Raw genomic sequence first — 16,483 nt, 5'->3', positions numbered from 1 at the left:
GCCTTACCTCTCCATCAGGCGGCTCATCAGGCGGCCATCGGCCGCAGGGCGCGGTCACGGACCAGCGCGTTGAACCGCTGTTCGAATCCGGCCTTCGCATCGTCCGGCAACTCGAAACGGACGTGGCAGCTCTGGGCCTCGACCGTCACGACGGTGAAGGGCAGGGGCATGCCGAAGCCGTCGATGTGCAGCGTTCCGCGCGCACCGTTCGTGGCGCCGTCCCACACCTGCAGCGCGGCGCCGCTGGAGGACAGGTTGTGCAGGCGGCAGATCCGGCTGCCGGCGGGGGTGTCGGCGCGGGCGGGGAGATCCACCGCGTAGCGGGCCCCACGGCGGCGGTCCACCTCGCTCATCGAGGTGCGGACGACGCGGACTAGGATGCCGCGCAGCTCGTCGATGCTTCCCGAGACGTCGTCGGCGATGGCGCGCACGTCGGCGGCGCGGTCGCCGGTGGCCTTCGCCTCGCTGGAAACCTCGGCGATCCGGTGGGAAACCTCGCGCGCGGCGTCGGCGGTCTGGTTGACGTTGCGGCTGATTTCCTGGGTCGCGGCGGCTTGTTCCTCCATCGCCGCGGCGATGGCGGCGGCCACCTGATCCACCTCGGTGATGCTGTCGGTGATGGTGGAGACGGCGGCCACGGCGCCGCCGGTCGCGGCCTGGATCTCGCCGATCTGGGTGGCAATGTCCTCGGTCGCCTGCGCGGTCTGGTTGGCGAGGTTCTTCACCTCGCTTGCCACCACGGCGAAGCCCTTGCCGGCTTCCCCGGCCCGTGCCGCCTCGATGGTGGCGTTCAGCGCCAGAAGGTTGGTCTGGCTGGCGATGTTCTGGATGAGCTGGGCGACGTCGCCGATCTTCTGCACGGCGTCGGAGAGCGACTGGATGGTGCCGCGCGCCTGATCGCCCCTTTCCACGGCGATGCGGGTGATGCTGCTGGCCTGCGCCACCTGGGTGCCGATCTCGCGGATCGAGGCGGCCAGCTCCTCCGAGGCGGCGGCGACGGTCTGGGCGTTGCGCAGGGCCTGTTCCGCGGCGGCGGCCACGGACTGGCTGTTCGTTCCGACGGCGTCCGCCGACCGGGCCATGGCCGCGGCGTTGCCTTCCATCTGCCCGGTGCGCTCGGCCACCCGGTCCACGGCGTTGCGGGTTTCGCGCTCCACCGTCTGGGCCATGTTCTCCAGCGCGTCGCGCTTGGCGATCTCGGCCTGCTCGCGCTGGCGTTCCTGCTCCTGGCGCATGCGCTGGTTCTCCAGCCCGTTGGCCTTGAACACCTCCACCGCGCGGGCCATCGCGCCGATCTCGTCGTGCCCGCCGCTTCCCGGCACGGGTTCGGCATAGTCGCCGTCGGCGATCCGCCGCATCGCGGCGGTCAGGCGCCCCACCGGGCCGACGACCCGGCGGACCACCACCGTCATCCCCAGCACCACCATGGCGATGCCGACGGCCAGCAGCGTCCAGGCGGTCACGCTGGCCGTGCCGTGGGTCCTCTGGGCCGCCTCGTAGCTTTCGCCGGCGACGCGCACCTGAAGGTCGATCAGCAGGCCGATGCGGTCGGTGACGGGGTCGATGGTCTGGTACAGCTCCTTCCGGACGAAGCCGTCCAGCGCGCGGCCGTCCTTGTCCGACAGGATGCCGATCAGCCGCTCGATCAGGATGTCGGCCTTGGCCATGTCCGGCTTGATCTGATCGACGAGAGACTGTTCCTCGGCGTTGAGCCTGTTGGCCAGATAGGCGGACCAGTGCGACCGGATGTCCTCCTTCGCCTTGCGGGTCGACGCCAGGCTTTCGTCCCAGGTGAAGTTGCCGTTGCGGGCCTTGTGCGAGGCGTCGACGATGAAGACGGCGTAGGCGTCCGAAATGATTTTCAGGTTGCGCAGCGGCAGCACCCGGTCGTCATGGACCGATCGCAGGTCGGCGTTCGCCATGTTGAGCGCGCGCAGCCCGGCGACATCGCTGACGGCGAGCAGAACGCCGAGAAGATTCAGAACCACAAGAAGAAGGACTTTGATGGAGAGGCGCATTGCAAGCTTCCCGCGGATTTCGACAGGCACCCGCTCTTTTTCCATCGTCGTGCGACAGTGCGGGCTTCGGAGGTGTCAGGCGTGGACGGAACGAAGAAATCGCCGTCCGCGGGATGGCGCGGACGGCGATTCCTTGCTTTTTCTCCGCACAACCGGCCGCGCGATCCGGGCCATTGTCCGAACAGCCGGTGGGTGTTTGCGGGCGGTGCCCCGTGTCCAACCCCTCGGGCGTCAGTGGACCTTGACCTCGTTCCCATGGTCACGGCGGTAGATGTGCACATGGTAGGCGGCCATTGGATTGCCCCGGACATACTCCAGCAGACGGCGTTCCATGTCCGGCGTGGCGTTGCGGATCAGCATCTGCCATGCCGGCTCCATCGTGGCGCGCTGGGTCTCGTCGTGTGGCAGCATGATGAAGCCCGCCCATTCTGGCCGGAAATCAGCGAGATAGCTTTCGGCATAATGCCGCATCATGGATGCGTCGTTGACGTTGACCGACTTCATGTTCTCGAAGCAGACACGAAGCTGCATGTTCCGTCTCCCTCGTTTCTCGGGTCTCGATACAACGGATATGTGCAGCCTCCATCCCTTCCGCATCCGCCGGATTGTTGAAAATTCGGGTGGGAGCAACGAAGAAAACCCCTCCCCGCGGAGCGGGAAGGGGTTCCAGTCATGGCGGATAGGAGAGGGAGACGACCGGCGGACCAGCGGCGAAGGCCGTAGGACTGCCGGTGCGTTCCTCAACCAAACTTATAACTGATGCCGTAACCGCCCCGCGGGTAGTCCCACTGAATATTTTCCTTGTCCTGGCAGACCACGCGGCAGGTGCCGCATTCCAGGCAGCCGTCGGTGGCCAGCGTCACGCTGCCCGTCTCGTTCTTGCTGTAGCAGGCCGCCGGGCAGCAGACGGTGCAGGCCTGGGACTCGCAGGACTTGCAGACCGCGTCGTTGCGGATCTGGATGTGCGGCCGGCTCTCGTCGACGATGTAGCGGTTCTGGTACAGCTTCTCTTCGATCTTGACCACGATGCTCATCGCACGGCCCTCACCAGCTTGATTGCGTCGCCGACCAGACCCATGATCGAGCGCTTCTTGACGAAGGACTTCATGATCTCCTTCTCCTTCGTCTTCTTGTCCACGCTGTCCACGGTGAACCAGCTGTGGGCGGCGGCGGTCAGCGTGTCGGGATAGGCGCCGAAGAACTGCTTGTTCTCGTGCATGATGCCCGGCAGGTTCCGGTACTTCTTCAGGTCCTTCATGATGAAGCTGTCGTCCAGCTTCTTCTTGTAGGCGGCGAGGTTGGCGGCGTTGAAGGGCTTGCCGGCCTGCTTCAGCTCGATCACCGTCTCCGCCGCCATGCGGCCCGACGCCATGGCGAGATTGGAGCCCTCGCGGTGGGCGGCGTTGTTGAAGTGGGCGGCGTCGCCGACCACCATCCAGCCGTCCCCAAAGAGCTGCGGAACCGCCTTGTAGCCGCCCTCGGGGATCATGTGGGCGGCGTATTCCTTCATCTCCGCCCCTTCGATCAGCGGCTTGATGACGGGGTGGTTCTTCAGGTCCTCCAGCATCTTGTAGGGCGGGATGGCGCCCTGCTTGAAGTCGGAGATCAGGCAGCCGATGCCGATCGTCAGCGATTCCTTGTTGGTGTAGAGGAACGCGGTGCCGACCATGCCCTTGGTCACCTTGCCCATGATCTCGATGACCACGCCCTCTTCGTCCTTCAGGCCGAAGCGCTGCTGGATCAGCTCGGGATCGATGAACAGGATCTCCTTGACCGCCAGCGCGACGTTCTGCGGCGCCAGCTCCTGCTGGAAGCCGGTGCGGCGGGCCAGCAGGGCGTTCACGCCGTCGGCCATGATGACCACGTCGGCGTGGATCTCGCCGCCCTCGCGGTCGGTGCGCACGCCGATCACCTTGCCGGAGGCGTCGCGGATCAGCTCCGTCACCGTGGTCTCGCAGATCTGGAGACCGCCGGCCTCGCGGATCTTCTCGGAGAACCACTTGTCGATGTTGGCGCGGATGATCGTGTAGCGGTTCGGCGTCTCGCTGTTGAAGGCGTCCGACCGGTAGTTGGTGCCGATGTAGTTGTCGTCGCCCAGCAGCCAGATGCGCTGTTCGATGATGTGGCGCTCGGTCGGGCAATCCTCCCGGAAGTCCGGGATGATCTTCTCCAACTCGGCGGCGTACATGATGCCGCCCTGGACGTTCTTGGCGCCGGGATACTCCCCGCGCTCAAGCTGAAGGACGCTGAGGCCCTGCTTGGCCAGCGTGTAGGCCGCCGCGTTGCCGGACGGGCCGGCACCGATGACGATGGCGTCGAACTTTTCGACCATGGTCCTTGTGGCTCCTGTTCGTCCGGTGAATCAGCCGGCCAGCCGGTTGACCGAGAGGCGCTTGCCGAAGGCGTCGGTCAAGGCCGGCAGAATGGTCAGCGCGTCGCCGACCAGCCCGAGATGGGCGAAGTCGAAGATCGGCGCGTTGGCGTCGGTGTTGATGGCCAGGATCAGGTCGGACTTCTCCATGCCGACCCGGTGCTGGATGGCGCCGGAGATGCCGGCGGCGATGTACAGCTTCGGGCGCACGGTCTTGCCGGTCTGCCCGACCTGACGGTCGAAGCCGGTCCAGCCGGCCTGGACCAGCGGGCGGGTCACCCCGACCTCGCCGCCCAGCACCTTGGCGAGGTCGAAGACCAGCTTCAGGTTCTCCGGCTTGCCCAGCCCCTTGCCCCCTGCCACGATGATGTCGGCGAAGGCGAGCTGCGCCTCGTTCTGCTCGCGGTCGGCGATGAAGCTCAGCACCTTGGTGATGACGTCGTCCTCGCGGAGCGTGGGGAACACCTCGACCACGCGGCCGGTGCGGCTGTCGTCGCGGTCCGGCATCGACATCACGCGCGGCCGCACCGTGGCCATCTGCGGGCGGTAGGCCAGCGTCTGGATGGTGCAGAGCAGCGTGCCGCCGAAGGTCGGGCGGGTGGCCGCCAGCGACCGGTTGTCCATGTAGATGTCCAACTCGGTGCAGTCGGCGGTCAGGCCGGTGGCGAGCGTGGTGGCGATGGCGCCGGCCAGGTCGCGGCCCAGCGTGGTGGCGCCCAGCAGCACGATCTCCGGCTTGTAGGTGTTGACCACGTCGGTCATCACCCGCGTGTAGGGATCGGTGCGGTAGTCGGCCAGGACCGGGTCGGTCACCTTGTAGACGACGTCGGCGCCGTAGGTGAAGGCGTCGCCGCAGATGGCGTTCAGCTCCGGGCTGTCGGCGCCCAGCACCACGGCCCCCACCTTGACCCCCAGCTTGTCGGCGAGCTTGCGGGCCTCGCCCACCAGCTCCCACGACACGGAGTGGACGGAGCCGCGCTCCTGCTCCACGATCACCCAGATGCCCTTGTATTCCTTCAGGTGCTCGGGAAGTTGGAACTTGCGTCCCTGCGGCTTGCTTGGTTCGCTCATCGGGATGTCTCCGGCGGAGGATTCGTCAGGAACGGCGCGTCACAGCCCGGCGGCGGCACGGGCGAGCAGCTCGTCGGCGAGTTTCGGCTGGGCGCCGAAGATGGCTTCCACGGCGGCGGCGGCCTGGGCTTCCGCGCTGGGGGCCTCGGCCTCGACCATCGTGGCCTTCTGGGCGCGCGGCTTCGGCACGAAGACCTTCGACACGACGGTGGGCGAGCCCTTCAGCCCGACCTTCGTCTCTTCGGCGCCGGTGGTGTCCTTGTTCCAGGTCTTCAGGCCGTAGCGGGCGGCGCGGAACATGTCGTCCATCTTGCCGAAGCGGATGGTGTTCGTGCCTTCCAGCATCGTGATCATGCAGGGCAGGGCGGTCTTCAGCACCTGCACGCCGCCTTCGGAGCGGCGGTGCACGACGATCTCCCTGGCGCCCTGGTCGATCGATTCGATCTTCGTGATGTAGGTGAGCTGCTGGAAGCCCAGCCGCGTGGCGATGCCCGGACCGACCTGCGCGGTGTCGCCGTCCACCGTCTGCTTGCCGCAGAAGACGAGATCGACCGTCTGCTCCTCCGACAGCTTCTTGATGGCGGAGGTCAGGGCGTAGGAGGTCGCCAGCGTGTCCGACCCCGCGAACTTGCGGTCGGTCAGCAGCACCGCGTCGTCGGCGCCCAGCGACAGCGCCTTGCGCAGCGAGGTTTCGGCCATCGGCGGCCCCATGGTCAGGACGGTGACGCGGGCGCCGACCTTGTCCTTGATCCGCAGCGCCTCCTCCAGCGAGAAGAGGTCGAAGGGGTTGATGATGGCCGGGACGCCCTGACGCATGATCGTGTTCGTCACGGGGTGGATGCGGATCTGGGCGCTGTCGGGCACCTGTTTGATACAGACAACGATGTGCATCCCGGTCTCCTTGACATTCCGCCGCCTGTCGCGCGGCGTGGCTGTGCCCCTATCAGCAAGCGGCGTGCCAGATTTGCGCGGTGCGGTAAGTTGTTGGAATGTATTGATTTTGTGGCAGTTGAGAGATTGTCGCAAAAACGACAAAGAACGGACGTGTCGGCTTCTCAACAGGGGGCTTCCGTCGCGCCCCGACCGACTCCCCGACCCGGTCCGGCCTCTGTCGCCTACCGGACAAACCCGACAACCGCCGGCACAGGGCGCGGAGGACGGCCGGAAAGCGCAACGGCCCGCGGACGCTCGCCGGGGGCGGGTCCGCGGGCCGTCCTGGGATCGACGGATGGAACGGGTCAGGTCGGCAGCAGGGAGTCCAGCGGGACGAAGCGGTCGGCCATCCGCTTGGCCTCATCCTGGTGGACCTTGAAGGTCTTCTCGGCGATCGCGTTGGACACCACGAAGTCCTGGTAGGCGCGCTCCAGATGGGCGCCGTAGCGGGCGGCCATGCCCTCGTCGTCCAGCCCCTCCATGCCGGTGTCGGCGGACAGATAGTCATGGAAGCGCTGCAGGATGTGCAGGCGGTTCACGTTGACCACGCGCTGTTCGTAGGTGACGCCGAGGAAGCGCAGGAAGTCCTCCGCGGTCTCCAGATCCTCCAGATCGTCCTTGAAGCTCATGGCGGGGTCCTTTCCCTTCAGATGACGTAATGATCGGCGCGCGCGCCGGTGTCGTGGTGGCCGGTGTCGTGTTGATCGTGGTTGCGGTCGCTGCAGGCGTCCTGGTCGCACAGGTTGCCGCAGCTCCGGCAGACGATGCCGTCGAGCGGCAGGTCGTCCAGCCGGATGGCGCTCAGCGGTGGGGCGGGATGGAGCGGGGCGGGGCGCGTGGCCTCCTCCGCCGCGTGGGCCTCCAGCCGGGCCTCGATGCGGTTGATGTAGTCGATCAGGCAGGCGATGGCCTTGCCGACCGGGTCGGGCATCAGGTGATGGTCGAGGTCGATGCCGTGGGCGGCCAGCCGGCGCTGGGTGTCGGGACGGACGATTCGGCCGGGGATGCCGACCACCGTCATGCCCTCCGGCACGTCCTTGGTCACCACGGAGTTGGCGCCGACGCGGCAGTGGGCGCCGACGGTGATCGGCCCCAGGATCTTGGCCCCGGACCCGACCAGCACGCCGTCGCCGAGCGTCGGGTGGCGCTTGCCCTTGGTCCAGGAGGTGCCGCCCAGGGTTACGCCGTGGTAGAGCGTCACGTCGTCGCCGACCTCCGCCGTTTCGCCGATGACGACGCCGGCCCCGTGGTCGATGAAGAAGCGGCGGCCGATGGTGGCGCCGGGGTGGATGTCGATGTTGGTCAGCGCGCGGGCCAGATAGGACAGGAAGCGCGCCGGCCAGCGCAGTCCCCGCCGCCACGCGGCGTTGGACAGCCGGTGGACCACCAGCGCGTGGATGCCGGGGTAGCAGGTCAGCACGTCGAAGACGTTGCGCGCCGCCGGGTCGCGGTCGAAGACGCAGGCGACGTCCTCGCGCAGCAGACGCCAGAGGCTGGTCTCCGTCATGGCGAGGTCCGGGTGGGCGTCGATCGCGGCCATGGGGTCCTCCGGATCACGAAGTGACGACGCTCCAGCGCGTGGCGTCGTCGTGGAAGGCGCGCAGCTCCTCCGCCGTCGGGGCGCGCTTGGCGCGGGTGGCGAGGGCGCGGACCCGTGGCAGCACCGCCTGGGCGGTGGCGTCGTCGCAGGCGATGCCGAGCTGGCCGTAGGCCATCTTCACCCCCGCCGTGCCGGAGTGCTTGCCCAGCACGATGCGGTGTTCGCGGCCCACCTCGGCGGGGTCGAAATTCTGGTAGGTGGCGCGGTCGCGCAGCAGCCCGTCGACATGGATGCCGGCCTCGTGCGTGAAGACCGCGTCGCCGACGATCGACTTGTTGACCGCAACCGGCCGGTTGGAGGCGCGCTCCACGAGGTCGGAGATCGCCCCCAGCGCGCGGGTGTCCACCCCGCAGTCCTGCCCGTAGAGCACCTTCAGCGACACCACCACCTCCTCCAGCGGGGCGTTGCCGGCGCGCTCGCCCAGGCCGTTGACGGTGGTGTTGACGTGGGTCGCCCCGCCCAGCACGGCGGCCAGCGAGTTGGCGTTGGCGAGGCCGAGATCGTCGTGGGAATGGATCTCGATCTCCAGGTCGGTGGCCCGGCGCAGCCGTTCGATGCAGGCGCGCGTCTGGAAGGGGTCGAGCACGCCCAGCGTGTCGGCGAAGCGGAAGCGGCGGGCGCCGGCCTCCTGCGCCACGGTCGCGGCGGCGATCAGGAAATCCATGTCGGCGCGCGAGGAGTCCTCGCCGCCCAGGCTGACCTCCAGCCCGTGGTCGCGGGCCGTCTTGACCTTGCGTTCGATTTCCGACAAGGCCCAGGCGCGGCTGCGCTTCAGCTTTTTGGTGATGTGGATGTCGGAGACGGGCATCGACAGGTTGACGAAGCCGACCTTGCAGTCCAGCGCCGCCTTCAGGTCGGTGTCGTGCATGCGGCACCAGACCATCAGCCGGGCCTTCAGTCCCAGCGCGGCCACGGCGCGGATGCCCTCGCGTTCCTCCGGACCCATGGCGGGGATGCCGATCTCCAGCTCCGGCACGCCGGCCTCGTCGAGCGCGCGGGCGATGGCTATCTTCTCATCGAGCGTGAAGGCGACCCCCGCCGTCTGCTCCCCGTCGCGCAGCGTCGTGTCGTTGATGATGGTGGAACCGGCCTTCGGCATTCGGTCACATCCTCAATCTGAGCTTAATCAGCGGTGGGTCTTGCCCCCACCCTCCCCACTGCGGGGTCCCCTCCCTCCCCCGCTGGGCGGGAGAGGACCTCGATTCCCTCCCCTGCGAAGCGGGGGAGGGTTAGGGTGGGGGCAACGGATACAGGGTGTTGTGTCGCAGACCGGGCCGGGGAACCGCGTCCCGGCGGGTGTCGTCGGGCGGGTTGCCGGAGCGCGGGCCCGGCCCGGCCTGCGATCTCGGTGTTACGAATAAACCGGTGCGAACTCCTTCGGGGCGCCCGCCTGCGACCAGTAGGGCGACAGCGAGCGCAGCTTCGCGATGATGCCGGGGACCACCGCGATCACCCGGTCGATCTCCTCCTCGGTCGTCTCGCGCGACAGGGAGAAGCGGGTGGCGCCGTGGGCGGCGGTGTAGGGCACGCCCATGGCCCGCATCACGTGGCTCGGCTCCAGCGACCCGGAGGTGCAGGCCGACCCCGACGAGGCGGCGATGCCGGCCTCGTTCAGAAGCAGGAGGATCGCCTCGCCCTCGATGTACTCGAAGGCGACGTTGCAGGTGTTGGGCAGGCGGTTGGCCGGGTTGCCGGTGACGAAGCAGTTCGGGACGGCGGCCAGGATGGCCTGCTCCAGCTTGTCGCGCAGTGCCTTCACCCGCGTGTTCTCGTCGGTCATGTGCAGCAGGGCCAGCTGTGCCGCCGCCCCCAGCCCGACGATGCCCGGCGCGTTCTCGGTGCCGGCGCGGCGCGAGCGCTCCTGGTGGCCGCCGCGCAGCATCGGGCGGAAGCGCAGGCCGCGCTTGACGTAGAGCGCGCCGATGCCTTTGGGCGCGTGCAGCTTGTGGCCGGACAGCGACAGCATGTCCACCGCGCTGTTGGCGAGCGTCATCGGGATCTTGCCGACCGCCTGCACGGCGTCGGTGTGGAACACCGCGCCGACCGCCTTGGCGAGCTGGGCCAGCTCCTCGATCGGGAAGATCGTCCCGGTCTCGTTGTTCGCCCACATGATCGAGACGATGGCGACGTCCGGCGACAGGGCCGCCTTGTAGGCGTCCAGGTCCAGGTTGCCCCGGTTGTCCACGCCGATGCGGTGGACGGTGTAGCCGCGCTTCTTCTCCAGATAGTCGCACAGCGCCAGCACGGCGGGATGCTCGACCACGCTGGTGACGATGCTCCTCTTCTTCGGATAGGCCTCCAGCACCGACAGGATGGCGGTGTTGTCGCTCTCCGTGCCGCCGGAGGTGAAGACGATCTCGCTGTCATGGGCGGCGCCGAGGAGCGCCTGCACCTGCTTGCGTGCCCATTCGATCTTGCCGCCCACCGCGGCGCCGAAGCCGTGCATGGAGGAGGGGTTGCCGAACTGCTCGGTGAACAGCGGCAGCATCTCCGCCAGCACTTCCGGATCGACGCGGGTGGTGGCGTTGTTGTCGAGGTAGATTCCCTGTGCGGTCATGGCTCAGGCCCCCACCGGCAGAAGGGAGGCGGGCTTGACGCGGACGAATTCGCCCAGCGCCTCGACCAGCTTGGCCTGCACGCCCATCATGGTGCCGGCGGACTGCGAACAGCCGGAGCAGGCGCCGGTCAGCCGGACGTAGATGTCCTTGCCGTCGATGTCCACCAGCTCCACATCGCCGCCGTCGCGCTGGATCTGCGGGCGCAGCTCCTCGATGGCGACCATGATCTTCTGCATGCGCTGCACGTTCGTGAGCTTCGCCGGAGCCGCCGGGGCCTCGGCCTTCGGGGCCAGCGGCTTGATGGCGTCCAGCCCGACCGTGCCGGGGGCATGGGACTTGGGCGGGGCCAGCGCGCCGGTCTTGGCGAGCACGGCCTCCAGCACCTCCTCGATCTTCTCGTGGCAAGTCTGGCAGGAGCCGCCGGCCTTGGTGTAGTGGGTGACCTCCTCCAGCGTGGTCAGGCTGTTGACGGTCACCGCGCGCTCGATCATCGCCGCGTCGATGCCGAAGCACTTGCAGACCAGTTCGCCTTCCTCGTGGTCGTCCACCCACTCCTCACCCTTGAAGTTGGCGATGGCGGCGCGGAGCGCCTCGGCGCCCATGACCGAACAGTGCATCTTCTCCGGCGGCAGGCCGCCCAGATACTCGGCGATGTCGCGGTTGGTGACGGCCAGCGCCTCGTCCACCGTCTTGCCGATGATCATCTCCGTCAGCGCCGACGAGGACGCGATGGCCGAGCCGCAGCCGAAGGTCTGGAACTTCGCGTCCTCGATGACCTGGCTGTCGGGGTTGACCTTCATCATCAGCTTCAGGGCGTCGCCGCAGGTGATCGACCCGACCTCGCCCACGGCGTTCGCCTCATCCAGCGCGCCGGCGTTCTTCGGGTTGAAGAAGTGTTCCTTGACCTTGTCGGTGTAGTTCCACATGGCGCCTTGCCTTTCCCGACGTTATCGGGTGGGGGGAGTGTGTTCGGGGTTAGTGAGCGGTGCCGCAGCCGCCCGCCGACGGCGCGGAGGAGCAGCTTCCCCCCGGTCCCGCCGAGAAGGACTTGCCGCAGCCGCAGCTGCCCGTCGCGTTCGGGTTGTCGAACTTGAAGCCAGCGCCCTCGACCCCTTCGACGAAATCGACCACCACGCCGGTCAGGAAGGGCTGGCTGGTCGGATCGACGAAGATCGTCACCGGGCCGAAGGTCAGCACGGCGTCTTCGTCGCCCGCCGTGGCCTCCAGCCCCATCTGGTACTTCATGCCGGCGCAGCCGCCGTCGGCCACCGCGATGCGCAGGCCGGCCGCGGCGCCGCCGGACTTCGCCAGCACGCGCTCCAGGGTGTTCACCGCCGCATCCGTCAGGGTCACCATGTCTGCCGCCTCCAAATGCTCCGTCGGGCATGCCGACCGATCTTGGTCATGGAATAGCAAGCGGCATGCCAACTACTAAGATATTGATTTAAAATGATTGTCAGGCCGGCGGGCTGATGCCTTCCCGACAATTGTCAGGTCGGACCCCTGTCGGGTTTATGACATCCTGCGACGAAAGGACGCACAATTTGTTTATGGGCTTTTGCGAACCCCGCTTGCGGCCCATACAGGATTGTCGGTTGGGCGCACAGTGTCGAAGAGCAATGGAAGGGGATGTGTGATGGAGCGGCCGGTCGAACTGCGGATGTCCAACGGGCGCATGGCCTTCGGCGAGGTGCCGGAGCACATCGACGAGAAGCTGCAGGAGGCGGTCAAGGCCCGCCCCGACGCCGCGGCCTGCGAAGCCCTGCTGTGGGAGGCGCACCGGATGGGGCCGCGCGTTCTGCCGGTCTTCTACGCGCTCTACAAATTCTACTTCAACCGCAAGCGCTTCGCGGATGCGGAGCGGGTGGCGACGATCGGGCTGGACGCGGCGGCGCGCGAGGGCGGCTATGCCGGCGACTGGCGGAGCCTGCGCGCGGACAGCACGGATTGGGCGAGGGAGGGCGCGCCGCGCTTCACCCTGTTCACCCTGAAGGCGCTGGCCTTCATCACCCTGCGCAGCGGGCGGGTGGCGGAGGCGACGGCGATCCTCGCCAAGCTGGCGGAGATCGACCCGCAGGACCGGGTCGGCTACGGCGTCATCGCCGCGCTGGCGAAGGGTGTGGGAGACGAGTGACGGCGGAGAAGGGCGGGTCGGGTGACTGACGGATCGATCCGGTCAGTCACCCGACCCGAAGCAGACGGCCTCCGCGCCGCAATCGCGGCAGACCGGGGCTCCGCAGGGGATCAGCCCGTCCCGCGCGCAGAGGAAGCGGTAGAGGAAGACCTTCCACCGTGTGCCGGTGGCGTTCAGAAGCGCCAGGGATTCGAAATGGCGCTCCATCAGCGCCGCGAGATGGCTCGGGCCGGCCAGCCCCAGGTCGCGCCACAACTCGCCCTCGTCCAGCATCGCCCGCGCGACGATCGCGGCGAGCCATTCCTCCTCCTCAATGCCCAGCGAGCGGTGGGCGAGCAGGAGTGCGCTGATGTCGTCCACCTCGCCGCGAAGCAGCGGGGGCAGGGGGGTGGGCGAGCTGTCGGGAACCGGAAGGCCGGCCGCGAAGGCATCGGGAAAGTAGCGGTCGAGAAGCTGGCCGAGCGCCCTGTCGTCGAGACCCAGCGCGCCTGGACCCGTCGGCCAGCGGCGGGCCAGGATGCAGGCGAACAAATGCGCGTCGAAGACGTTGCAGCGTCCCTGACGGTCGGTCAGCCAGCGGTACAGGTGTGTGGTGTCGCCCGCTCCCGGCGGGGCGGTGTCGAGGATGCCCATGGCGTCCGTCCTCCGGGGTCTGGCGGCCGTCAGGCCGCCGCAGGCAATGTGGGCGGCCGTCAGGCCGTCTCAAGGAAGGTGGGCGGCCGTCAGGCCGCCTGGGGCAAGTGGGTGATGCAGTTCTTGGAACAGACCTTGCCGCAGCTCTCGCAGCCGATGCAGTTGCCGGCGTTCTTGACGCTCATGACCTTCTTCTCGGCCTCGTCGTCGAAGGCGTCGACGATGTCGCCGTCCTCGGTGATGCCGATCAGCTCCAGCACGTCGCGGCCGCAGACCTTGAAGCAGCGGCCGCAGCCGATGCACATCTTCTGGTCGATCTTTTCCACGAACTTCGGCGTCCAGGCGGCGCCGCCGCGGGTGGTGCCGGTCACGAACTCAGCCATCGTCTGCTCCTCAATCGGGCTTGGTGTGTTGTTTGGTGGAGGTGTGGGCGCAGGTCTTGCCCCCACCCCGACCCTCCCCCGCTGGGCGGGGGAGGGTGCCTTCTGCGAAGCGGCGGCAGTCCCCTCCCCTGCGAAGCTCTCGCGCAAACCATAGGTTTGCGCTGACGCGGCAGGCGGACCTTCGGTCCGCCGAGAGCGGGGGAGGGTTAGGGTGGGGGCACGGTTTCCGAACTGGCGCTCAGGCGGACGCCGTCTCCAGCGCCTTCAACTCGGCGCGCTTCTCGGTCAGGGTCTTGTAGGCGTCGTAGGTCTCCTGGGCGACCTGGAGAATCGACTGCCAGTTCTGCGGCAGTTCCTCCGACAGGTCGTGCAGGTCCATCTTCTTCTGGGTCGCGCGAGCGTTGAGCTTCTTGACCTCGTCCTTCAGGGCGTCGATGTCGGACATGGCGAAACCCTCACAGATCGGCGACGTCGGGATATTTGCGGATCAGCGTCACCGCCTCTTCCACGACCTTCGCGCCGTCGGCGGCCAGCTTCTCCAGCGACGGGAAGCCGAAGCGGTGGACGTCGCGCAGGTGCTTCGACACGACGACCAGCCGGCCCGTGGTCAGCACCATGCGGCCGAAACCCTCGTGGCTCATCTTCATGATGGGGGAGGCGATGTGCCCGGTCTGCTTCTCGACCGTGATGCCGACGGCCTTGTAGAACAGCTCCAGCCGCCACAGCGTGTCGGGGTCCGGGTCGCCCATGATCGGGATGGCGGCACGGGCCTCCTTGTCGAGGATGAAGGGGGCGAGGATCGTCTCGTCGCTCTTGCCTTCCCAGGCGCCGTAGCTGTCTTCGGCGCGGAACAGCATGACCAGAGTCTTCAGGAATGCCTCGGCGAGATCGCTCCCGGCGGCCACGGTGGTGTCGGTCATGCTCTCAATCCTCTTCGTCGAAGGCCAGCTCCTGCGGCTGGCCGGCGTTCAACGCCTTGCGCAGCCAGGGCGGCGGGTTGCCGTTGATGGTTTCGACCAGACGGTCGAGCAGGGCGGTGATGGTGTCCGTGGCCTCCACCTTCACGGGGTGGATCTTCTTCGCCACCACGCGGGCGGCGGCGGAGGCGCCGATGGCCGACAGGTAGACGATGGCGCAGTCGGCCAGCGCGTCGAGCTTCGGGATCAGCTTGTCCTCGTTGCCGTCCTCGAACATCGAGCCGCCGAACTGGCAGGTCTCGACCATCGTGTAGCCGGCCCTGTCCACCTCATAGACCACGATGTTCTTGGCCCACCCGAAATGCGCATCGACGTGCTGCATGTCCTGGGTGCAGAAAGCGACCTTCATGGAACCTCCTTTGCGGGGCCGGCCCTCCTCGGCCTGGCCCACCACACTCAGCCGGCGCTGCATCCGCATGATCCGCTCCCGCAGTGCTGGCCGTGTTCATGCCCGTCCCCATGAGGATGACCGTGCGCATGGCCGTGGCCGTGCCCGTCGTGGTCCATCTCGCGGGACAGGAACAGGTTGCCGATCTCGAACAGAAGCTCGCGCGTGCCGCGGTAGCCGACATGGACCTTCAGCCCGGCGCCCAGCCGGTCGAACATGGGGAGTCCCATGCGGTGCAGCGGCACACCGATGCGCGCCGCCCCCTGCCGTCCGTGCGAGTTCGACACGATCAGGTCGGCGTCGCGGGCCAGCGTCTCCACGTCGGAATGGTCGCCGACCATGACGGTCGCGGCCTTCAGCTTCTCCAGGACGGCGGTCTGGGTGGGGGAGACGGCGGCAATCACCTCCGCCCCCATGTCCGCCAGGAAGCTGGTCACGGCGTAGAGCAGGTCCGGCTCCAGCGCCACGGCGATCCGCTTGCGGCTGTAGAAGAAATGCCCGTCCAGCATGCCGTCGACCAGCGTCTCGCGCTGGCGCCGCAGCTTCGTCGGTACCGGGCGGCCCGACAACTCCGACAGGGTGCGGACGAGGCGGTCCGACGCCTCCAGCCCGGTCAGCCGGTCGAAGAAAATGCTGCGCACGTCGGTCTTCAGTTCCAGAGCGGCGGCGGCGACGCGCATGTGCTCGCCCACCACCAGCGTGGCCTCCGACGCGCCCATGGACGCGATCTGTTCCACCGTCACGCCGCCCAGCGAGGTCGCCGTGAAGTCGTCCGGCTGGCGGCCCGACATGGACAGCGACAGGTCGGGCAGAAAGATCGGCGACAGGCCGAAGCTCTCGATGATGTCGCGCAGCTCCTCCACGTCGCCGGGCGACAGGTGGCAGCCGGCCAGCACGTTGATCTGGCCCTTCACGGTCGTTTCCGACGGCTGGACCACCTCCTCGACGATGCCGGTCACCGCGGCGGAGAAGCCGTCCTCGAAGCCGCCGGAGAAGTCCGGGGTGTTGGCGAAGACCAGTTTCAGGCCGGAGAGGGCGGGGTTGCGCTGGCGGAACAGGGAATATTGCCCGGCCATGTCCTCGCCCTTGGTCTCGGTCACGCCGGTGGTGGCGACGCCGATCAGGGCGGGCGCGTTGCGCTCGTGGATGGTGCGGACGGCCTGTTCGAGATTCTCGTAGCCGCCGAGGATGGTCGAGACCTGATCCATCGCCGTGGTCTGGAGCGGGATGGCCTCGCGGAAATGGCGGACCAGCAGGACCAGCCCGAAGGCCGTGCAGCCCTGGCTGCCGTGGAACAGCGGCATGCAGCGGTCCACGCCGAGGAAGGCGAGCGCCGCGCCCAGCGGCTGGCTCATCTTCAGCGGGTTGGTGGAGGCCGCCTTGGCGGAGTGGGGAAAGCGCTGGATGGTGCCCATGG

General features: G+C 67.8%; 19 protein-coding genes. 1 reads left to right on the top strand and 18 read right to left on the bottom strand.

Annotation, left to right across the window (positions count from 1 at the left end; all coding sequences use genetic code 11):
* Positions 1-26 precede the first annotated feature (26 nt).
* From JJL56_RS05105 to JJL56_RS05050, 12 genes are all read right to left on the bottom strand, one after another.
* Positions 27-2,018 carry a methyl-accepting chemotaxis protein gene (locus tag JJL56_RS05105; RefSeq protein WP_200484408.1) on the bottom strand — a complete coding sequence of 664 codons (1,992 nt, stop codon included), beginning with the start codon at positions 2,016-2,018 and terminating at the stop codon, positions 27-29.
* Between the two features lie 231 nt (positions 2,019-2,249).
* Entirely contained in the window at positions 2,250-2,549 is a 300-nt protein-coding gene (locus JJL56_RS05100; protein WP_145622447.1) for a hypothetical protein, read from the bottom strand.
* A 209-nt stretch (positions 2,550-2,758) separates the two neighbouring features.
* Positions 2,759-3,052 carry a ferredoxin family protein gene (locus tag JJL56_RS05095; protein WP_014239763.1) on the bottom strand — a complete coding sequence of 98 codons (294 nt, stop codon included), beginning with the start codon at positions 3,050-3,052 and terminating at the stop codon, positions 2,759-2,761.
* A complete protein-coding gene (locus JJL56_RS05090; RefSeq protein WP_200484406.1) occupies positions 3,049-4,350 on the bottom strand; it encodes an FAD-dependent oxidoreductase in 1,302 nt (433 codons plus the stop codon). Before JJL56_RS05090 ends, JJL56_RS05095 begins: the two co-directional genes overlap by 4 nt.
* Positions 4,351-4,380: 30 nt before the next feature.
* A complete protein-coding gene (locus JJL56_RS05085; protein ID WP_200484404.1) occupies positions 4,381-5,460 on the bottom strand; it encodes an electron transfer flavoprotein subunit alpha/FixB family protein in 1,080 nt (359 codons plus the stop codon).
* 39 nt (positions 5,461-5,499) lie between these two features.
* On the bottom strand, positions 5,500-6,351 hold the full coding sequence (locus tag JJL56_RS05080) for an electron transfer flavoprotein subunit beta/FixA family protein (RefSeq protein ID WP_200484402.1): 852 nt from the start codon (positions 6,349-6,351) through the stop codon (positions 5,500-5,502).
* 347 nt (positions 6,352-6,698) lie between these two features.
* On the bottom strand, positions 6,699-7,022 hold the full coding sequence (gene nifW / locus JJL56_RS05075; protein WP_109068597.1) for a nitrogenase-stabilizing/protective protein NifW: 324 nt from the start codon (positions 7,020-7,022) through the stop codon (positions 6,699-6,701).
* Between the two features lie 17 nt (positions 7,023-7,039).
* Positions 7,040-7,933 (bottom strand): serine O-acetyltransferase, encoded by an 894-nt coding sequence (gene cysE, locus JJL56_RS05070; protein WP_200484400.1) that lies wholly within the window; start codon positions 7,931-7,933, stop codon positions 7,040-7,042.
* Between the two features lie 13 nt (positions 7,934-7,946).
* Complete coding sequence (nifV, locus tag JJL56_RS05065; protein ID WP_145622435.1) at positions 7,947-9,092, bottom strand: homocitrate synthase; 1,146 nt, start codon at positions 9,090-9,092, stop codon at positions 7,947-7,949.
* Positions 9,093-9,344: 252 nt separating this feature from the next.
* Positions 9,345-10,550 carry a cysteine desulfurase NifS gene (gene nifS, locus JJL56_RS05060; protein WP_200484399.1) on the bottom strand — a complete coding sequence of 402 codons (1,206 nt, stop codon included), beginning with the start codon at positions 10,548-10,550 and terminating at the stop codon, positions 9,345-9,347.
* A gap of 3 nt (positions 10,551-10,553) precedes the next feature.
* Positions 10,554-11,477 carry a Fe-S cluster assembly protein NifU gene (nifU, locus tag JJL56_RS05055; RefSeq protein ID WP_200484397.1) on the bottom strand — a complete coding sequence of 308 codons (924 nt, stop codon included), beginning with the start codon at positions 11,475-11,477 and terminating at the stop codon, positions 10,554-10,556.
* Positions 11,478-11,526: 49 nt separating this feature from the next.
* Positions 11,527-11,907, bottom strand: coding sequence for a HesB/IscA family protein (locus tag JJL56_RS05050; protein WP_137102562.1), 381 nt, complete (start codon positions 11,905-11,907; stop codon positions 11,527-11,529).
* 280 nt (positions 11,908-12,187) lie between these two features.
* Between JJL56_RS05050 and JJL56_RS05045 the strand changes: the two genes are divergently transcribed.
* On the top strand, positions 12,188-12,685 hold the full coding sequence (locus JJL56_RS05045; RefSeq protein WP_145622428.1) for a hypothetical protein: 498 nt from the start codon (positions 12,188-12,190) through the stop codon (positions 12,683-12,685).
* A 42-nt stretch (positions 12,686-12,727) separates the two neighbouring features.
* On the opposite strand, the gene JJL56_RS05040 is transcribed toward JJL56_RS05045, so the two are convergent.
* From JJL56_RS05040 to nifN, 6 genes are all read right to left on the bottom strand, one after another.
* Entirely contained in the window at positions 12,728-13,318 is a 591-nt protein-coding gene (locus JJL56_RS05040) for a nitrogen fixation protein NifQ (protein WP_145622426.1), read from the bottom strand.
* Positions 13,319-13,407: 89 nt separating this feature from the next.
* Positions 13,408-13,701 (bottom strand): ferredoxin III, nif-specific, encoded by a 294-nt coding sequence (gene fdxB, locus JJL56_RS05035; RefSeq protein ID WP_200484395.1) that lies wholly within the window; start codon positions 13,699-13,701, stop codon positions 13,408-13,410.
* A 238-nt stretch (positions 13,702-13,939) separates the two neighbouring features.
* Positions 13,940-14,146, bottom strand: coding sequence for a CCE_0567 family metalloprotein (locus JJL56_RS05030; protein ID WP_119507475.1), 207 nt, complete (start codon positions 14,144-14,146; stop codon positions 13,940-13,942).
* A 10-nt stretch (positions 14,147-14,156) separates the two neighbouring features.
* Entirely contained in the window at positions 14,157-14,621 is a 465-nt protein-coding gene (locus tag JJL56_RS05025; protein WP_137102565.1) for a NifX-associated nitrogen fixation protein, read from the bottom strand.
* Positions 14,622-14,625: 4 nt separating this feature from the next.
* Positions 14,626-15,027 (bottom strand): nitrogen fixation protein NifX, encoded by a 402-nt coding sequence (gene nifX / locus JJL56_RS05020; protein ID WP_200484393.1) that lies wholly within the window; start codon positions 15,025-15,027, stop codon positions 14,626-14,628.
* 47 nt (positions 15,028-15,074) lie between these two features.
* Complete coding sequence (nifN, locus tag JJL56_RS05015) at positions 15,075-16,481, bottom strand: nitrogenase iron-molybdenum cofactor biosynthesis protein NifN (RefSeq protein ID WP_200484391.1); 1,407 nt, start codon at positions 16,479-16,481, stop codon at positions 15,075-15,077.
* Between the last annotated feature and the right edge of the window lie 2 nt (positions 16,482-16,483).

The organism is Azospirillum aestuarii, from assembly GCF_016632405.1.
GTDB classification, from domain to species: domain Bacteria; phylum Pseudomonadota; class Alphaproteobacteria; order Azospirillales; family Azospirillaceae; genus Azospirillum; species Azospirillum aestuarii.
Note: the sequence above shows the minus strand (reverse complement) of the source record. Positions and strands in the feature narration are given on the sequence as shown.